The organism is Microbacterium sp. KRD172, assembly GCF_017168295.1.
In the GTDB taxonomy this organism is placed as follows: domain Bacteria; phylum Actinomycetota; class Actinomycetes; order Actinomycetales; family Microbacteriaceae; genus Microbacterium; species Microbacterium profundi.
The window spans coordinates 1056889-1073076 of the sequence record NZ_JABFAS010000002.1; the positions used below are offsets into that span (position 1 = coordinate 1056889).

Genomic DNA, 16188 nt, shown 5'->3' on the forward strand with positions numbered 1-16188 from the left:
TAGTTAGCCTGGCGAGAAGAAAGCCTAGCATGAAGATAATGAGGGATATCATCGTGATCATGCCCTCCTCCGACGAATCCGAATCGCGAACCTTCGCACTCGGGTCGTCGATCTACCACGTCGACGTCAGCGATCCGAACGGTGAGCTCGTCGACCGTGCGGGCATGTCAGAGGGCGATATCAGCGAGATCAGTGACCTCATGCAGGCACTCGGCGAGCTCCGCGACGCCGAGCAGAAGCTGTCTGAAGCATCGCTTCGCTACATGAAGCTCAACCAGACGGACATGCGGGCGCTGCATTTCCTCATCGCTGTCGAGAACAGCGATGCGACGGCGACACCGGGTGCGATCGCTGCGCATCTCGGCATCTCGACGGCATCGACGACCAAGCTGCTCGACCGCCTCGAGCGCGGCGGTCACATCACGCGGTCACCGCACCCGTCGGATCGGCGCGCATTGGCGATCGCGATCACGCCCGAGACGCGGCGGTCTGCCATCGAGACGGTCGGACGGCAACATGCTCGCCGGTTCATCGCGGCGGCCAGACTGTCGTCGGAAGAGCGCGAGGTCGTCCGAAGATTCCTCGTGGACATGACGTCGGAGATCGCCCTCGGCGATGTGCCGTGGGCGATCTCCGAAGAAGAGTGATCAGAGCAGGTCAGTGCGCGGCGCGGTACGCGTCCACGATGGTGCCGGGGATGCGACCGCGTTCGGAGACGGTGTAGCCGTTCTCATTCGCCCATTCGCGGATCGCCGCCGTCTCGGGAGAGCCCGCCGCGCGTTTGCGCGATGCGCTTCCGCGCGAAGCAGACGCCGAGGACGCCCGACGAGCGGCCGAGACATACGGCTCCAGTGCTTCTCGGAATGCGTCGGCATTCTCTGAAGTCAGATCGATCTCGTAAGCCGTGCTGTTGAGAGAGAAATGGACGGTTTCGCCCTCTCCGATTCCCAGAACGGTTCCATCGATGTCGTCTACGAGCTGATGCACAATACGTCGGGCCATTTCGTCAGCATACGCGCCGGAGAATGCACCGACAAACGATTCAGATGCTATTCATGACCGGGGTCGATGAGTTTCAGACCGACGATGCATCCGACAAGTCCGAGCAGAAGAAGGATTCGCACCCACGAGATATCCGTATCTCCGGTGATCATGGCGTAGATCACCGTCAATGAGGCGCCGATTCCCACCCACACCGCATATGCGGTGCCGGTGGAGATGTCCTTCATCGCCCATGCGAGGCCGAACATCGACAGGGCGAGGCCGACGAAGAACACGACGCTCGGCCAGAGCTTGGAAAGGCCGTCGGACTTTCCCAATGCAGTCGCCCAGACTGCTTCGAGAACTCCGGAGACGATGAGAATGATCCACGACACGGTCTGCTCCTTCGGAGCCAGTCTTTTCGCTCTCCGGGTACTGGTTCACCTCGTCCGGTGCCGCAGATGGCGACATGATCAAGAATACCGGGCGAGCCTGTGCGATGTCAGGGCAGCAATCCCGCCCGCCGGGCCCGCGCGACAGCGGCGTGGCGGGTCGACGCATCCAGCTTCGACATCGCCGTGCCCAGATACGCCTTGACCGTCCCCTCGCGCAGTCCGAGCTGGGACGCGATCTCCGAGTTCGTCGCTCCGAGCGCGACGCATGCCAGCACGTCTGTCTCCCGGGGGGAGAGGCGGATGGATGAGATCGGACCGGTCGTGACGTCATGCTCGCCGCCCACGACGTCGAGCAGCCGGCTCTCCAGCCGGGCGAGCCGCTCTCTCAACGTCGCATCCGTGACATCGGCTGACACGCTGCGCAGCTCTGCGAAGCTCTCCCGCAGTTCTTCGAGCCTGGCCGGGGAGAAGCCCTGTGCGCGCGGGGTGAACGAGCGCATGCGGCGCTCGACCTCGTCGCGGATGCGGAGTTCGGATGCGACGGAATCGGCGACGGTCATCGCCGGTGCCGTGCTGACTCCGCCCACTGGGGTCTCGTGCCACGCCCCGGCGTAGAGCACGCCGCGAGAGCGGCCGCCCACGACGATCGGGATGGCGAGCAGGGTTCGCAGCCCCTCGCCGAGGACGAAGCCGTCGTAGTCGTGGGTGATCTGCCTGGAGGCTCCGTAGTCGCTGGTCATCCGGGGACGCAACTCGGTCATGGCACGCCCGCCGAGACCGCGCTCGGGGCGGACTCGGAGTCCCTCGAGACTGTGGGTGCGGTTGCCGACGATGCTGGTCACCGAGACGACGCCGTCTTCGAAGAGCCCGCCGAAGGCGACGGGGAATCGGGTGCGGCGGGACAGCTCGCGCACTGCACGAGCGACGAGATCTGTGTCTGCATCCAGTGTGATCGTGGTGCTCACCAAAGTACCTACTTTCGGGGGTGGACGACGCCGTGCCCCGTTTCGTAGCGTCGACCCTACCACTCGCACGGTGCCACCATGCGAGTTCCCGACATGTGGCAAGGAGGCCCCATGACCGACCGAATCGACTCAGAATCGGCAGGTGGAATCGACTACATCGCTGTCGAGGAATCACCTCGATTCCGGCAATTGAAGAAGACGCAGCGCTCGTTCATCTTCCCGATGGCCGCGTTCTTCCTGATCTGGTATTTCGTATATGTGCTGCTCGCCGCATTCGCGACGGATTTCATGGGCCAGCGGGTATGGGGAGATATCACCGTCGGACTGCTTTTCGGATTGGGGCAGTTCGTGACGACATTCGCGATCACCATGGGATACGTCTCGTTCGCGAATCGGAAATTGGATCCGAAGGCGCAGGAGATACGTGAGGAACTCGAGAAGGCGCAGGCTCAGGCATGAATGTCATCCCGATGTCCACCACGACCACAGCCGACAACAATCCGATCCTCAACATCGCGATCTTCGCAGCCTTCGTCGCGGTGACGCTGTTCATCGTCATCCGCGCAAGCCGGAACAACAAGACGGCGGCGGACTACTACGCGGCCGGACGTTCTTTCACCGGGCCCCAGAATGGCATCGCGATCGCGGGTGACTATCTGTCCGCGGCATCCTTCCTCGGAATCTGCGGTGCGATCGCGGTGAACGGATATGACGGATTCCTGTATTCGATCGGTTTCCTCGTGGCCTGGCTGGTCGCCCTGCTGCTGGTCGCCGAGCTGATGCGCAACACGGGCAAGTTCACGATGGCCGATGTGCTCTCCTTCCGCCTGAAGCAGCGTCCGGTGCGGATGGCTGCGGCCATCACGACACTCGCGGTGTGCTTCTTCTACCTGCTCGCACAGATGGCAGGAGCAGGCGGACTCGTCTCGCTGCTGCTCGGCATCGACGGACGGATCGGGCAGTCGATCGTGATCGGCGTCGTGGGCGTTCTGATGATCGTCTACGTGCTCATCGGCGGCATGAAGGGCACCACCTGGGTGCAGATCGTCAAGGCCGTCCTGCTCATCGCCGGCGCCGTCGTGATGACGATCTGGGTACTGGCGCTCAACGGCTTCAGCCTCAACACCCTGCTGGAGGCCGCGGTCGCGAAGTCGCCTGCAGGGGAGGCGGTACTCGCACCAGGGCTCCAGTACGGCGCGAACCCCTGGGACTTCCTCTCCCTCGGCATGGCTCTGGTGCTCGGCACGGCGGGGCTGCCGCACGTGCTGATGCGGTTCTACACGGTGCCGACCGCGAAGGAGGCGCGTCGGTCGGTGGTCTGGGCGATCTGGCTCATCGGCGGGTTCTACCTGCTGACGCTCGTGCTCGGCTACGGCGCCGGTGCACTGGTCGGTGCCGACGCCATCCTGGCCGCGCCCGGAGGTGTGAACTCGGCTGCGCCGCTGCTGGCTCAGCACCTCGGCGGTCCGATCCTGCTGGGCTTCATCTCGGCAGTCGCGTTCGCGACGATCCTGGCGGTGGTGGCAGGGCTCACGATCACGGCGGCGGCGTCGTTCGCGCACGACATCTACGCGAACATCATCCAGAAGAACCGCAAGAACGCCGACGGCACAGCCGCCGATCCGGATCCGAACGGGGAAGTCCGAGTCGCCAGGCGCACGGTGGTCGTCATCGGCATTCTCGCGATCCTCGGCGGAATCGGAGCGCAGGGGCAGAACATCGCGTTCCTCGTCGCATTGGCGTTCGCCGTCGCGGCATCCGCGAACCTGCCGACGATCCTGTACTCGCTGTTCTGGCGCCGTTTCAACACGCGCGGTGCGGTGTGGAGCATGTACGGCGGTCTCGGCTCGGCGATCCTGCTGATCGTGTTCTCCCCGGTGTTCTCGGGATCGGAGACGGCGATGATCCCCGGGATCGACATCGTGCTGTGGCCGCTGAACAACCCCGGCATCGTGTCGATACCGCTCGGATTCATCCTGGGCTGGCTCGGCACGATCACGAGCCGCACAGCGGAATCTCCGCAGCTCGCTGCCGAGATGGACGTGCGCTCGCTCACCGGGTTCGGCGCCGAGAAGGCGACGGAGCACTAGCGGAGATCAGCCGGAGCAGGAACCCCCGAAGGCCCACACCTCGGGGGTTCCTGTCGTCTATCGCTCCAGGTCGAGCAGATAGCGCTTGTGCTCGGGGTGAGCGCCGTACTGCCCCGGACTGCCGTCGGAGCGCACGACGCGGTGCACCGGCACGATGATCGAGAACGGCGTCAGCCGGCACGCGGTACCGACCGCGCGCGCCGCGCCCGGGCTTCCTGCGACCACGGCGACCTCGCCGTAGCTCATCGTCTGACCCCACTCGATCGATGCGATCGTCTGCAGCGCGGTGCGATGGAATCCGTCGATCAGGCGCCAGTCGAGCCGGACATGCTCGTCGAAGCGCACCGCGTCACCTGCGAAGTAGTCGTCGAGCAGATGCGCGAGTTCATCGGCCGCCCCCGGGTCGGGCACCGGCACCTCGTGGAGTCGGGCGGAGATGCCTTCCAGAAGCCAGGGAACGGTGGGATCGGACGACTCGGAAAGGTCGAAGCGTACGATCCCCTCGTCGGAGAAGACCACGAGTGCGTCGCCGAACGGAGTGGGGGCGAAGTCGTAGCGGAAGGTCATGACCCCATCCTGACGTGCGCGGCCGACGTCCGTGCGTTCGATGCCGCTGGTGGGGGAGAAGAGCCGATTCAGCCCCCGATGTGCAGGAAAAGTGGATCAATCCGGTGAAACCCGCCCGGGATACCGGGAGTGCGCAGGCTCGGAGCCTAGTCTGTCCTGTGTGTGGCGACGTGAAGAGAAGGCCGCGGATGCCGCGGCAGCGGAAGCCGCGATGACTCTCGGCGACCAACAGGGCGACCAGACGGCCATCGTGGCCTGGCACATCGCCGACGCCGAACGCACCAGACTCCGCGCCGAAGCCGCCGATCTCGGTGGGCCATCGCCGTTGGTCACCTACCGCGACACGGTCGAGGGCGGCATCGACATCTCCCGCGCCCACCCCGGGAGCCTGCCGCAGTTCATCACCGGCAAATCGACTCTGCTCTCGAACCTGTTCCGTGACGAGGTCGGGCTGCGCACCGCACGCCTCGCCGCCGAGCGCATCACGGCCAAGCACACCGAACTGCGCACCGTGCGCGGCATCGAGGCCGTGCATCTCGCCGTCGGACTCGCCGGGTGGCGCATCGGCGGGGCGGACTTCGCCGCCCCTGTCCTGCTGCGCCCGCTCGCCATCCGCCGGCACCACACCGACTTCGAGCTGAAGCTGCAGGGCGCCTTCATCGTGAACCCCGAGCTCGTGCGCGTCACCCGCGAGCACTTCGGCATCACGATCGATGCCGATGCACTTGCGGCACTCGCATACGACGGCGGGATCTTCAAGCCGCAGCCCGTGATCGACAGGCTGCGCGCGGCGACCCAGTCCATCGACACCTTCACCGTCCTGCCGCGCCTGGTCGTCTCGACGTTCGCAGACGTCGGCGCCGCGATGACCAGTGACGGCAGATCGCTGGATCACCCACTCCTCAACGCGCTCGCCGGCCACGTCGCCGACCGTGAGCAGGTCACGGCGGCCCGCCCCGAACCGCACATCACTAGTGCGGACGATCGCGCCCCCGCCTCGGACACCCTGCTGCTGGATGCCGATGCCGAACAGGAATCCGTGCTGACCCGCATCGCCGCCGGGCACTCGCTCGTGGTCGCCACGCTTCCTGGCACCGGCGGCACGCAGACCGTCATCAACGCGCTGGGCGAGCTGGTGCGCGCCGGCAAGCGCGTCCTCGTCGTCTCCGCTCGTCGCTCGACCCTCGACGGAGTGCGCCACAGGCTGGCGGGCATCGCCCTGGACAGTCTCGCGGTGTCGCCTGCCAGCGTCCGACGCGATCTGGTCCGCGCGATCGGGCGCAACGAGAAGGCGACCGCCCCCAAGGTCAGCGATGTGGACGATGCTCTGGTGCGCCTGCGCACGGTGCTGCGTGACTACCGCAAGGCGCTCACGGCTCCCGTGGCAGGACTCGACGTGTCTGTTCTGGACGCCACCCGCCACCTCGCCAGGCTCGCGTCGCTTCCGACGCCCCCCTCGACGACGGCGCGGCTGAGTACCGAGACGCTGCGTCGCCTCGCCGGTGACCGCACCGCGGCAGCTGGGGCACTGGTGCAGGCGGCACGACTCGGGGAGTTCCGCTTCGGTCCGAACGACTCGCCCTGGTACGGGGTGAGCTTCTCCAGCACCGAGGCTGCTCGCTCCGCGCATGAGCTGGCCGGCAGACTGCACGCTTCGAGCGTCCCCGCCCTGCTCGAGCGCGGCTACGAGCTCATCTCCCAGACGCATATGCGCCCGTTCGCGACGATCGACGAACTGGGGGAGTACTTGCGGCTGATCGAGGGCATCCGCGATTCGCTCGACCGCTTCAGCCCGACCGTGTTCGAGCGGCCACTGGGCGAACTCATCCAGGCTCACGGCTCGCGGCGCGACTCGCCCGGCATGTCCGGCGCGAACCGGCGTCGTCTGCGCCGCCTCGCCAAGGAGTATGTGCGCCCAGGTGTGCACATCACCGAGATGCACGAGGCTCTGCTGCGCATCCAGCAGCAGCGCACGCAGTGGCAGCGCTTCGTCGACGCGGGTGTCGCCCCGGAGATCCCGCTCGGCCTCTCCGACGTGTACGGCTCCTGGCAGCGGGTCAGCGCTGAGCTGGCGGAGCTCGACGTCGCCCTCGGCAGACGTGAGCCGTTGGCGACGCTTCCCGTCGAGCGGCTGGTGCGCACCCTCGCCGGGCTCGCCGCCCGCTCGGATGTGTTCGACAACCTGGTCGAGCGTGCGACCATCCGGGACACTCTCGCGACGCTGGGGCTCGAGCCGCTGCTTGCGGAGCTCTCCGTGCGTCACGTCGCCGAGGATCAGGTCGCGGAGGAGCTGGAGTTCGCCTGGTGGCAGTCCCTGCTCGAGCGCGCGCTGCAGGACGACCGTGCCCTGCTGGGCGCCAACACCGCGGTGGTCGACCGGCTTGAGCGCGACTTCCGCCTCGTGGACGAGGCGCACGCGTCGATGGCGGGCCCACTACTCGCATGGCAGCTGGCCAATCAGTGGCGCATCGCGATCGTCGACGAGCCCACCGAGTCCCAGCATCTGCGGCGTGCGCTCACGCAGGGAGTGCCGTCGACCGCAGAGATCATCAGTGCCGCGCCGACGCTCATGAACGTGCTCGCCCCCGCGTGGATATCTTCGCCGTATCAGGTGCCGGAGATCCCCGACTCGGTGGAGTTCGACGCTGTGATGCTGGTGGATGCTGCGGCCATCAACCTCGCCGAGGCCGCGCCCGCGATCCGCAGGGCGCGCCAGGTGGTCGCGTTCGGCGACCCGGTCACCCAGCGCCCGACGCCGTTCGAGGTCGCTGTCGACGCCGATCGCGAATGGGAGGCGGAGGTTCCGTTCGACGACGTCTCGGTGTTCGAGCGCCTCGCCGAGCTTCTGCCGGTGATGACGCTCACCCGCAGCTACCGCGCCGGTGGCGAAGACCTGGCGGAACTCATCAACGACGCGTTCTACGGCGGCGAGATCATCTCCCTGCCGTGGGCAGGTTCGTACCTCGGGCGCGGCAGCCTCACCGTCGACTACGTCGAGGGCGGCGTCGGCGCACCGGATCCGATCTCGGGCGCTGTCGAGAGCCCTGACGCCGAGGTGGCCCGCGTGGTCACGCTCGTGGTCGAGCACGCCGTGCATCGCCCGTCCGAGTCGCTCATGGTCATCACGGCGAGTGCGCGTCATTCCGAGCGCGTCCGCGCGGCGGTCACCAGTGCGTTCGCCGGCCGGTCGGACGTCGCCGACTTCGTCGGTCGTTACACGGCGGAGCCGTTCGCCGTCCTCACCCTCGAGGAGTCGGTCGCGGAGAGCCGAGACCGCGTGATCTTCTCGCTCGGCTACGGCCTGACCAAGCATGGCCGTGTGCTCAGCGATTTCGGTGACCTGTCCACACCGGACGGTGAACGGCTGCTGACCGTGGGAATGACCAGGGCGCGACGTTCGATGGTGCTCGTGTCGTCCATCCGCCCTTCGTCCTTCGACGACGGACGCCTGGAGCACGGCGCATCCACGCTCATGTCCATCCTGGGCGGACTCGCCGCACGCGGGCGCGACTCTCGTCTCGAGGATCTCGCTGATCCCCTCACCCTCGCTCTCGCACGCGAACTGCGCAGGCTGGGCGCCTCGGTCGACGTCGACTACCGCGGTCTGCTGCCGCTGGTCGCGCAGCACGGCGGCAAGGCCGTCGTCATCGAGTCCGACCCCGAGTCACGTGGAGAGTCGCTGCGAGAGACGCTGCGGCTGCGCCCGCACGTGCTGCGCCGGCTCGGATGGCATTATGTGCGCGTGCATGCGTTCGACCTCTACAGCGACCCCGTCACGGCGGCGTCGCGTATCGCGGCGGTGCTCGGCATCGCGGAGGACACCGTGCGCTCCGACACGGACACGCAGCCGATCGACCTTCCCGGCGATGCCTGACGCGAAGTCGAACGAACCGGCCCGCCAGCGCATCGTGCGGGTTCCGGGCAGCAGGCGTGCCCGGCTCACCCCGGCACCTGACACCGACCCTTCGCCGGACGTCGTGACGAATCCGGCGCGTACGAGGAAACCCCATGGCGACGCCGGCCCGAACGACGCACGCCTGCGCGACGACGTGCCACCGCACTACTGACGGACAACAGCAGGAAGCCCCCACCTCCCGAAGGAGATGAGGGCCCGGGCAGCTGCTCCGGTCAGCTCAATGCATCCCTGCGGAGCGCGTCGCGGATCTCGATGAGCAGTTCCTGCTCGGTCGGCAGGGTCTCCTCCTCGACCGCGGGGTTGCGTGCAGCCTGGCGCTCCTTGTACTTGTTCATCGGCACGACGAACACGAAGTACACGACCAGCGCGACGGCGAGGAAGCTGATGATGGCCGAGATCAGATCGCCGATCGGGAATGTGACCTCCTGGTCGTAGATGCCGGTCATCTGAATGCCGATCTCACCCGTCGCACCCGCGTCGAAGAACAGCGAGACGAGTGGGGTGATGATCGCTGAGACCACAGCGTTGACGATCGCTGTGAACGCACCGCCGATGACGACGGCCACAGCAAGATCGATGACATTGCCCTTGGTGATGAATTCCTTGAATCCCTGGAACACGGGAACCCCCATCTTTCGATGCAGACCTCAGGAAGAGGCTGGAGCCGCAGCAGGCGCCGGGTTGGCACTTGTCGACGGTTCCGATTTCGATGATGACGAAGTATCGGCCTTTCCGCCAGAGCCACTCCGAGAGTCGGTCCGATAGAATCCGGAGCCGTTGAACGTCACACCGATCGATCCGTACTGTTTGCGCAACGCGCCGCCGCATTCGGGGCAGATCGCGAGAGCGTCGTCCGAGAAGCTCTGGACGGCGTCGAACTTGTGGCCGCACGATGTGCAGGCGTAGGCATAGGTGGGCATATCGTCTCGGGTGGATCAGGGTCGCGATGGCGACAGGGTGAGCGTGCGGGTGGGCGTCACGATGCCGGTGACCGGCTGGTCGTGCACCTCGCGCGGGAGGGATTCGAGTACCTCGGAATCATAGATCACGGCGTACACGGGAGGGCATTTCTCCATGGATCCGATGGTCTTGTCGAAGTAGCCGCGGCCCCAGCCGAGCCGCATGCCCGTGGAGTCGACGGCAGCGGCGGGGATGATCATGAGATCGACGTCGTTCACGGCGATCGGGCCGAGAACCTCGCCGGTCGGCTCCGGCAATCCGAAGAGCCCCTCGGAGGTCTCGTCGGTGTCGTCGGCGACCGCCCAGTCCAGCAGGCCGTCCGCGCGCGTGACCGGCAGGAGGACTCGGATGCCGCGCTGCACGGCTGCGGCGACGAACTCCCGGGTGCCGGGCTCTGTCATGGCCGAGAGGAAGCATGAGATCGATTCGGCCGAGTGCGCCTCGATCAGGGCATCGAGCTGTTCACGGATGCCGGATGCCGCGGTCGCGCGCTGTGCGTCTGAGAGCAGTTGCCGCCGCTCGCGCAGCTCGGCGCGCAGCGCGCGCTTCTCGTGCTCGACATCGGTGGACATGCCTCGAGTCTACGTGTCGATGAGTGAGGAGCCCCCGCTAAGCTGGCCTGATGGGACACCAGAAAATGAAGGCAGTCATTCCGGCAGCTGGCCTCGGAACGCGGTTCCTGCCCGCGACCAAGGCGATGCCGAAGGAAATGCTTCCGGTGGTGGACAAGCCGGCGATCCAGTACGTGGTCGAAGAGGCCGCCGCAGCCGGCATCGATGACATCCTCGTGATCATCGGCCGCAACAAGAACATGATCTCCAATCACTTCGACTCCGTGCCGGAGCTCGAGGTGAAGCTCACCGAGAAGGGCGATATGGCCCGCCTCGAGCGCGTCATGAAGTCGAGCGACCTGGCCGACATCCACTATCTGCGCCAGGGCGAGCCCAAGGGGCTCGGGCACGCGGTGCTGCGCGCGAAGGCGCACGTCGGCGACAGCTCGTTCGCCGTGCTGCTCGGCGATGACCTCATCGACGAGCGCGATGAGCTGCTGACCACCATGATCGAGATCAACGAGCGCACCGGCGCGACCGTCGTCGCGCTGATGGAGGTCGACCCCTCGAGCATCCACCTCTACGGTGCCGCGGCTGTCGAGCAGACCGACGAGACCGACATCGTGCGCGTCACGGGGCTTGTCGAGAAGCCTTCTCCGGAGGACGCCCCCTCCAACCTCGCCATCATCGGCCGCTACATCCTGCCGGCAGCTGTGTTCCCGATTCTGGAGCGCACCGAGCCGGGCAAGGGCGGAGAGATCCAGCTCACCGACGCGCTGCAGGAGCTCGCCGCGGATTCGGAGGGCCCTGGTGTCATCGGAGTCGTCTTCCGCGGACGACGCTATGACACAGGCGACCGCGTCGACTACATCAAAGCGATCGTGCAGCTCGCGACGGATCGCGACGACCTCGGCGCCGAACTGCGGCCGTGGCTGAAGGAATTCAGCGAGCGCCTCTAGGCGTTTCGAGGGCGGGGATGCGCATGGATCTGCTGCCGGGGCACCGTCACGGTCCGGTCGAGCTGAGGCTCGTCCGCCCCCGCGATGCCCGCGTGCTGCAGCACGAACTGGTGAACAATCGCTCGTGGCTGCAGCGCTGGGAGGCGACGATCCCGAACGGATCGGCGTCGTTCGACATGCGCCTCAGCATCCGTCGCCTGCTGCAGCAGTACCGCGACGGCGGAGGATACCCGTTCGTGATGGAGCACGACGGCGAGATCGCCGGCCAGCTGAACATCTGGGGCGTCGCGCGGGGGTCGCTGTGCTCGGCGACGATCGGGTACTGGGTCAGCGAGCGGTTCGCGGGCAAGGGCATCACGCCGACGGCGGTCGCCCTCGCCACCGATGCGTCGTTCCGGGAGTTCGGCCTGCATCGGATGGAGATCTGCATCCGTCCTGAGAACGAGGCGAGCCTGCGCGTCGTGCAGAAGCTCGGGTTCCGCTACGAGGGACTCCGACGCCGCTACATCCACATCGACGGCGACTGGCGCGACCACTACGCCTTCGCGCTCACTCGTGAGGATGCACCAGAGGGCGTGCTCAACCGCTGGATCCACGGGCGAGCGCCGCAAGACGCCGCAATGGTTCCGCCGTCGGATCGGCTCTCGATCTGAGAATGGTCCTCGCCCGGCCGCGACACGCGCCCGGGGTGAGGGGCAGGGGCGACCGGGTCGCATACCGTTGACCCTATGGATGGGCCGGTGCTGAGTGGGGGCGTGATCGTCCTCGTCGCCGTGCTGCTCTGGATGCTGTATCTGCTGCCTTCGTGGCGCGGTCGCTACCAGTACAACGCCTCCGAACGCAACGCGGTCCGGCTGAACCAGGCCCTGCGCGTGCTCGCCGAGACCAGCGAGACGCCGGCCGAAGTGCACCTCGAGCTCAACGCCCGCACCGCCCACGCCCAGCAGAAGCTTGCGAAACGGCTGCAGTCGGAGAAGGAGTCGGTCGAGCTCGTACGGCTCCGAGAGGAACTCGCAGCGACCCGCGCCGACCCCGTCGTGAGGCAGGCGCGTGCCCGTCGGCGGGTGCGCGTGGTCGCGACGGTGCTCCTGATCGCAGGGCTGGTCGTCGCAGGACTCGGCGTGTGGCAGTTGCTGAGCGGCGGCGCGCAGCTGCTCGTCTGGACCGGCGGCTCTCTCGCGCTCGTGGCCGCGATGACGCTGCAGAAGATGGCATCAGTGTCACGACGTGCGGCTCGTCGCCCCGTCTCCGTCGTCACCGAGAGCACGGCCGCGGGTCGTGTCTCTCCGCCGCTGCACGATCAGGGCCGTGCATCGTGGACACCGAGGCCGTTGCCGGCGCCGCTGGTGCAGGTCGCAGGGTCGGCCACCCAGATCGCGCGGGCCGAGATCGACGCGCAGCAGGCGCTGCGCCGTGCCGCGCGCGTCGCAGCACTTCGCGAGCGTGCGGAGGAGATGGCAGCGCCGGCGCCGGTGTCGCTGCCCGCGGCCAAGGAAGCGACCTCGCCGTACGCGCGGATGGGGTTCGTCGACGACGCCGAGATCGAGCAGCATGTGCGGCAGCTTCTCGAACGACGCGCCGCCGGCTGAGCACCATCGCGACGCAGCCCACCTGTGGAGCGTGATAATCTAACTGAGGTTCACGGGCCTATGGCGCAGTTGGTAGCGCGCCTCGTTCGCATCGAGGAGGTCAGGGGTTCGAATCCCCTTAGGTCCACACTGTGTTGAGACAGTGAAGAACAGGCTCCGCTTCGGCGGGGCCTGTTCTGCGTTCAGGGCTGCGGCGCCGGTCGCTCAGTCGGCCGGCCGTCCGGATTCTTGGATGATCTGGGCCACCACAGCGGCGTCGTAGTGGAAGACGAGATCGTCCGGGGTCAGCCTCTCGACGAACGGCACCACGCGTACGCTGCCTTCGCCTACGGTCACGACCGCGCCGCCGAAGCCGTCGACGGCGGATTCCTCCGCCGGATCGGCGAACGCTCGCGAGAGGTTCGTCACACCGGGCGCCACCGTCACCGGCACGCCCCCGACGATCTCGGTGATCGGCAGGTGATAGTGGCCGCTGAGGATGACGCGCACGTCGGTGCCCCGCACGATGTCGAGCAGCTCCTGCCCATCGTGCTCGTCGAGGGCGAGTGCCTGCAGCAGGTCGGTCTGCGCGCGCAGCGGCGGGTGATGCACGACGACTACGGTTCCGTGCGGGGCGGGCTCTGAGATCGCTTCGCGGAGGAATGACAGCTGCTCGGGATCCAGAGCGCCGTAGCCGGCACCGGGCACCGAGCTGTCGAGCACCACGATCCGCCAGCCGTCCTGCTCGACGAGCGATGCCACAGGGCGGTCGAGGTCGATTCCTCCCAGGGGCACCTCGTCGGCATCGGGCTGTCCTTCGCCCAGCACCGCGCGGAAGGCGTCGCGCCGATCATGATTGCCCATCGCGAACACGGGGCGGGCGCCGCGGGCGAGAGTCCACGGCGTGACAGCATCCCGGATCTGCCGATACGACGCCTCGGAACCGTCCTGACTCACGTCGCCCGACACGACGACGAGGTCGAACGTGAGGTGCGCCACGTGCGAGAGCGCGCGGCGCAGGTGCTCGGCGGTGTCGACCACGCCGTAGTGGCGGCCGCCGTCGCCCGAGAAGTGCGTGTCACTGAGATGCAGGATGCGGAGTGCGCTCATGCTCACACTCTTGCAGGCCCGAGCCCTCAGCCCAAGAGTTCTGACCCGCAGGCCTATCCCAGCAGCAACGTCGCGGCCAGCAGCACCGGCACGCATCCGATCGTCGTGATGAACACCGTGTCGCGTGAGATGGACTCGCCGATGTCGTAGCGCTGAGAGTAGTTGAAGACGTTCTGCGCGGTCGGAAGCGCCGCGAGCACGACGACGATCAGCACCTCGTGGGCGGACAGGCCGAACACGAACTGGGCGACGACCCAGGCGAGCAGAGGCATGACGAGCAGCTTGAGCACGCTGGCGAGCAGCACGTCGCGGCGGTGGCCCGAGGAGCCGAGAACCCGCTGACCGTGCAGCGAGATGCCGTAGCTGATCAGCAGCACCGGCACGCAGGCGTTCGCCAGGAGGACAGCGGGCTCCATCACGATCGGCGGCAGATCGATGCCGAGTACCGAGACGAGCGTACCCAGAGCGGAGCCCAGGATGATCGGATTCGTCGCCGTGCGCACGAACGTGCGCCATGCCGAGGTCCTCCCGCTGGTGACGGCATCGAGGATCGTGAGGGAGACCGGCGTGAAGACCAGCAGCTGCATCAGGATCACCGGTGCAGGATAGGCGGCGCTGCCCAGCAGGTAGAGCGAGAGCGGGATGCCGATGTTGTTGGAGTTGACCTGGCCGGCAGAGAGCGCGCCGATCACGCTCTCGCCGACGTCGCGCTTCCAGATCAGCCTGGCGATCACCGCGTATACAGCGATCACGAGCACCGCCGCGATCGCCGACACCGGCAGCAGCGAGGAGAACAGCACCTTGGCGTCGGCCTGTGCGAGCACGGTGAACAGCAGGAACGGTGACAGCACGAAGAACGTCAGTCGACCGAGCACGTGCCGTGCGTGTTCGCCGAGCAGATCGATGCGGCCGACGATGTACCCGACGGCGATCGCGAGTCCCACAACCACGAATCCGGTGAGAGTATCGAGCACCATTAGAGCGTAGTGCTCACTCGATCCGCCCATGCGATCCGGTTTCGGTTTTTTCCTCCTCACCGGGTAATTTGACTTCCCCGTGGAACCGGCTATGGTCATGGGTTACACCGCCAGCCGAACGAGAGGGGAAGCGAGTCCCGATGTCTGGAAAGACACCCAACCCAAAAGCAGGAAAGAAGACTGCGCAGTCATCGCTGAAGGAGAAGCGAGCGGCGAAGCGCGCGAAGCAGGAGCCGGCCACATTCCTCAAGCCCCGCAAGGGCGCGAACGGCTGATCGGACACTGAGCCGGTTCCTGTGGAGGGGGTCGTCGGGCGGGTGGCCCGGCGGCCCCCTCCACCTTTTGGGCCGTGCTTTCGGGCCGAGCGGATCAGCGCAGGCGGCGCTGGAGCTCTGCCACCGTCTCGCGCACTGCGGCGGCGGCATCCGACTCTGCAGGGCCCGCTCCATCGGCCCACGTCACGGCGACCGCGGCGAGCGGCCAGCCGGATGCGTCGAGCACTGCCGCCCCCGCCGATCGGATCCCCGCGGTCACCTCGCCGTGCTCTGCGGCGAAGCCCGCCGCACGCACGCTGCGCAGCACTTCACGCAGATCTGCCGGCCGCATCGGCTCGCCGGCGCGAGTCGAGAACGCCGCGGCGTCCGGGTACAGGGCGCGCACCTGCTCGCGGGGGAGCGCGGCGAGCATCGCCCGCCCCGTCGCCGTGAGATGCGCGGGCAGGCGGACTCCGACGTCCGTGACGAGGGCGGGTCGCCTCGGCGCGCGCTCCTCGACGATGTACACGACATCGGCGCCGCTCAGCACCGCCAGATGCGTGCTCTCACCCAGACGATCGGCGAGGGCCGCGACCAGAGGGCGTCCGAGCCGTGCGAGCGGCTGCTGACGGGCGAAGCCCCCGGCGAGTTCGGATGCCGTCGTCCCCAGGGCCCAGCGACGCTCCTCACGCAGGTGCAGCACGAATCCGTGCGCGCTGAGCGTGTTCAGCAGGTGGTGGATCGTCGATCGTGGAAGCTGCAGCTCCCGGGCGATCGCAGAAGCCGCGACGGGCGCCGGACGCCCGGCCATGTAACGCAGGATGCGCAGGGTCTGGTCGGCCGCCGGCACCTGCGCCGTGCGAGCACTGTCTGGGATCACAGACACAGGATGTCA

19 protein-coding genes, 1 tRNA gene and 1 riboswitch are annotated in these 16188 nt (G+C 67.1%); of the genes, 10 read left to right on the top strand and 10 right to left on the bottom strand.

Features of this window, described 5'->3' with window-relative positions; translation table 11 throughout:
• The first annotated feature begins 59 nt into the window (after positions 1–59).
• Positions 60–647, top strand: a complete 588-nt coding sequence (locus J1M43_RS05405; protein WP_033106933.1) for a MarR family winged helix-turn-helix transcriptional regulator — start codon at positions 60–62, stop codon at positions 645–647.
• A 10-nt stretch (positions 648–657) separates the two neighbouring features.
• Here J1M43_RS05405 and J1M43_RS05410 read toward each other — a convergent pair whose 3' ends face one another.
• From J1M43_RS05410 to J1M43_RS05420, 3 genes are all read right to left on the bottom strand, one after another.
• Positions 658–1002, bottom strand: a complete 345-nt coding sequence (locus J1M43_RS05410) for an Lsr2 family protein (RefSeq protein WP_033106674.1) — start codon at positions 1000–1002, stop codon at positions 658–660.
• Positions 1003–1049: 47 nt separating this feature from the next.
• On the bottom strand, positions 1050–1376 hold the full coding sequence (locus J1M43_RS05415) for a multidrug efflux SMR transporter (protein ID WP_033106675.1): 327 nt from the start codon (positions 1374–1376) through the stop codon (positions 1050–1052).
• An 11-nt stretch (positions 1377–1387) separates the two neighbouring features.
• A riboswitch (guanidine-III (ykkC-III) riboswitch) is annotated at positions 1388–1455 on the bottom strand.
• A gap of 28 nt (positions 1456–1483) precedes the next feature.
• The gene (locus tag J1M43_RS05420; RefSeq protein ID WP_206476166.1) at positions 1484–2341 is read right to left on the bottom strand and encodes a LuxR C-terminal-related transcriptional regulator; all 858 of its coding nucleotides are present in this window, start codon (positions 2339–2341) and stop codon (positions 1484–1486) included.
• 111 nt (positions 2342–2452) lie between these two features.
• Here J1M43_RS05420 and J1M43_RS05425 point away from each other — a divergent pair, with 111 nt between their 5' ends.
• Positions 2453–2800 carry a DUF485 domain-containing protein gene (locus J1M43_RS05425; RefSeq protein WP_052166983.1) on the top strand — a complete coding sequence of 116 codons (348 nt, stop codon included), beginning with the start codon at positions 2453–2455 and terminating at the stop codon, positions 2798–2800.
• Positions 2797–4431, top strand: coding sequence for a cation acetate symporter (locus J1M43_RS05430; RefSeq protein ID WP_033106677.1), 1635 nt, complete (start codon positions 2797–2799; stop codon positions 4429–4431). Before J1M43_RS05425 ends, J1M43_RS05430 begins: the two co-directional genes overlap by 4 nt.
• Positions 4432–4488: 57 nt before the next feature.
• Here J1M43_RS05430 and J1M43_RS05435 read toward each other — a convergent pair whose 3' ends face one another.
• Positions 4489–4998, bottom strand: coding sequence for a methylated-DNA--[protein]-cysteine S-methyltransferase (locus J1M43_RS05435; protein ID WP_033106678.1), 510 nt, complete (start codon positions 4996–4998; stop codon positions 4489–4491).
• 211 nt (positions 4999–5209) lie between these two features.
• Here J1M43_RS05435 and J1M43_RS05440 point away from each other — a divergent pair, with 211 nt between their 5' ends.
• Together J1M43_RS05440 and J1M43_RS05445 are read left to right on the top strand one after the other, a co-directional pair.
• Complete coding sequence (locus J1M43_RS05440; protein ID WP_052167019.1) at positions 5210–8872, top strand: ATP-binding protein; 3663 nt, start codon at positions 5210–5212, stop codon at positions 8870–8872.
• Positions 8865–9065 (top strand): hypothetical protein, encoded by a 201-nt coding sequence (locus tag J1M43_RS05445; protein ID WP_033106679.1) that lies wholly within the window; start codon positions 8865–8867, stop codon positions 9063–9065. Before J1M43_RS05440 ends, J1M43_RS05445 begins: the two co-directional genes overlap by 8 nt.
• 61 nt (positions 9066–9126) lie before the next feature.
• Here J1M43_RS05445 and mscL read toward each other — a convergent pair whose 3' ends face one another.
• From mscL to J1M43_RS05460, 3 genes are read right to left on the bottom strand one after another with little or no spacing between them, the layout of a single operon-like run.
• Positions 9127–9534, bottom strand: a complete 408-nt coding sequence (mscL, locus tag J1M43_RS05450; RefSeq protein ID WP_206477324.1) for a large conductance mechanosensitive channel protein MscL — start codon at positions 9532–9534, stop codon at positions 9127–9129.
• A gap of 27 nt (positions 9535–9561) precedes the next feature.
• Entirely contained in the window at positions 9562–9834 is a 273-nt protein-coding gene (locus J1M43_RS05455) for an FmdB family zinc ribbon protein (RefSeq protein WP_033106680.1), read from the bottom strand.
• Positions 9835–9849: 15 nt separating this feature from the next.
• On the bottom strand, positions 9850–10446 hold the full coding sequence (locus J1M43_RS05460) for a 5-formyltetrahydrofolate cyclo-ligase (RefSeq protein WP_033106681.1): 597 nt from the start codon (positions 10444–10446) through the stop codon (positions 9850–9852).
• 50 nt (positions 10447–10496) lie between these two features.
• Here J1M43_RS05460 and galU point away from each other — a divergent pair, with 50 nt between their 5' ends.
• From galU to J1M43_RS05480, 4 genes are all read left to right on the top strand, one after another.
• Positions 10497–11384, top strand: coding sequence for a UTP--glucose-1-phosphate uridylyltransferase GalU (galU, locus tag J1M43_RS05465; protein WP_033106682.1), 888 nt, complete (start codon positions 10497–10499; stop codon positions 11382–11384).
• 23 nt (positions 11385–11407) lie between these two features.
• On the top strand, positions 11408–12037 hold the full coding sequence (locus tag J1M43_RS05470) for a GNAT family N-acetyltransferase (protein ID WP_084595841.1): 630 nt from the start codon (positions 11408–11410) through the stop codon (positions 12035–12037).
• A 75-nt stretch (positions 12038–12112) separates the two neighbouring features.
• The gene (locus tag J1M43_RS05475; protein WP_206476168.1) at positions 12113–12973 is read left to right on the top strand and encodes a hypothetical protein; all 861 of its coding nucleotides are present in this window, start codon (positions 12113–12115) and stop codon (positions 12971–12973) included.
• A gap of 54 nt (positions 12974–13027) precedes the next feature.
• Positions 13028–13100, top strand: a tRNA-Ala gene (locus tag J1M43_RS05480).
• 77 nt (positions 13101–13177) lie between these two features.
• Here the strand turns inward: J1M43_RS05480 and J1M43_RS05485 are convergent.
• Positions 13178–14062 carry a metallophosphoesterase gene (locus J1M43_RS05485; RefSeq protein ID WP_206476169.1) on the bottom strand — a complete coding sequence of 295 codons (885 nt, stop codon included), beginning with the start codon at positions 14060–14062 and terminating at the stop codon, positions 13178–13180.
• Between the two features lie 53 nt (positions 14063–14115).
• The gene (locus J1M43_RS05490; RefSeq protein WP_234000808.1) at positions 14116–15039 is read right to left on the bottom strand and encodes an AEC family transporter; all 924 of its coding nucleotides are present in this window, start codon (positions 15037–15039) and stop codon (positions 14116–14118) included.
• A gap of 140 nt (positions 15040–15179) precedes the next feature.
• Here J1M43_RS05490 and J1M43_RS16965 point away from each other — a divergent pair, with 140 nt between their 5' ends.
• Positions 15180–15314, top strand: a complete 135-nt coding sequence (locus J1M43_RS16965; protein ID WP_268746247.1) for a hypothetical protein — start codon at positions 15180–15182, stop codon at positions 15312–15314.
• A 94-nt stretch (positions 15315–15408) separates the two neighbouring features.
• Here the strand turns inward: J1M43_RS16965 and J1M43_RS05495 are convergent, their stop codons facing one another.
• A complete protein-coding gene (locus J1M43_RS05495; RefSeq protein ID WP_372460275.1) occupies positions 15409–16179 on the bottom strand; it encodes an IclR family transcriptional regulator in 771 nt (256 codons plus the stop codon).
• Between the last annotated feature and the right edge of the window lie 9 nt (positions 16180–16188).

Excerpts from the sequence above, each read along its gene's own strand:
- J1M43_RS05405 (WP_033106933.1), top strand. The coding sequence starts at position 60 with ATGCCCTCCTCCGACGAATCCGAATCGCGAACCTTCGCACTCGGGTCG.
- J1M43_RS05410 (WP_033106674.1), bottom strand. The coding sequence starts at position 1,002 with ATGGCCCGACGTATTGTGCATCAGCTCGTAGACGACATCGATGGAACC.
- J1M43_RS05425 (WP_052166983.1), top strand. The coding sequence starts at position 2,453 with ATGACCGACCGAATCGACTCAGAATCGGCAGGTGGAATCGACTACATC.
- J1M43_RS05430 (WP_033106677.1), top strand. The coding sequence starts at position 2,797 with ATGAATGTCATCCCGATGTCCACCACGACCACAGCCGACAACAATCCG.
- J1M43_RS05435 (WP_033106678.1), bottom strand. The coding sequence starts at position 4,998 with ATGACCTTCCGCTACGACTTCGCCCCCACTCCGTTCGGCGACGCACTC.
- J1M43_RS05440 (WP_052167019.1), top strand. The coding sequence starts at position 5,210 with ATGACTCTCGGCGACCAACAGGGCGACCAGACGGCCATCGTGGCCTGG.
- J1M43_RS05445 (WP_033106679.1), top strand. The coding sequence starts at position 8,865 with ATGCCTGACGCGAAGTCGAACGAACCGGCCCGCCAGCGCATCGTGCGG.
- J1M43_RS05455 (WP_033106680.1), bottom strand. The coding sequence starts at position 9,834 with ATGCCCACCTATGCCTACGCCTGCACATCGTGCGGCCACAAGTTCGAC.
- J1M43_RS05460 (WP_033106681.1), bottom strand. The coding sequence starts at position 10,446 with ATGTCCACCGATGTCGAGCACGAGAAGCGCGCGCTGCGCGCCGAGCTG.
- galU (WP_033106682.1), top strand. The coding sequence starts at position 10,497 with ATGGGACACCAGAAAATGAAGGCAGTCATTCCGGCAGCTGGCCTCGGA.
- J1M43_RS05470 (WP_084595841.1), top strand. The coding sequence starts at position 11,408 with ATGGATCTGCTGCCGGGGCACCGTCACGGTCCGGTCGAGCTGAGGCTC.
- J1M43_RS05475 (WP_206476168.1), top strand. The coding sequence starts at position 12,113 with ATGGATGGGCCGGTGCTGAGTGGGGGCGTGATCGTCCTCGTCGCCGTG.
- J1M43_RS05485 (WP_206476169.1), bottom strand. The coding sequence starts at position 14,062 with ATGAGCGCACTCCGCATCCTGCATCTCAGTGACACGCACTTCTCGGGC.
- J1M43_RS05490 (WP_234000808.1), bottom strand. The coding sequence starts at position 15,039 with ATGGTGCTCGATACTCTCACCGGATTCGTGGTTGTGGGACTCGCGATC.
- J1M43_RS16965 (WP_268746247.1), top strand. The coding sequence starts at position 15,180 with ATGTCTGGAAAGACACCCAACCCAAAAGCAGGAAAGAAGACTGCGCAG.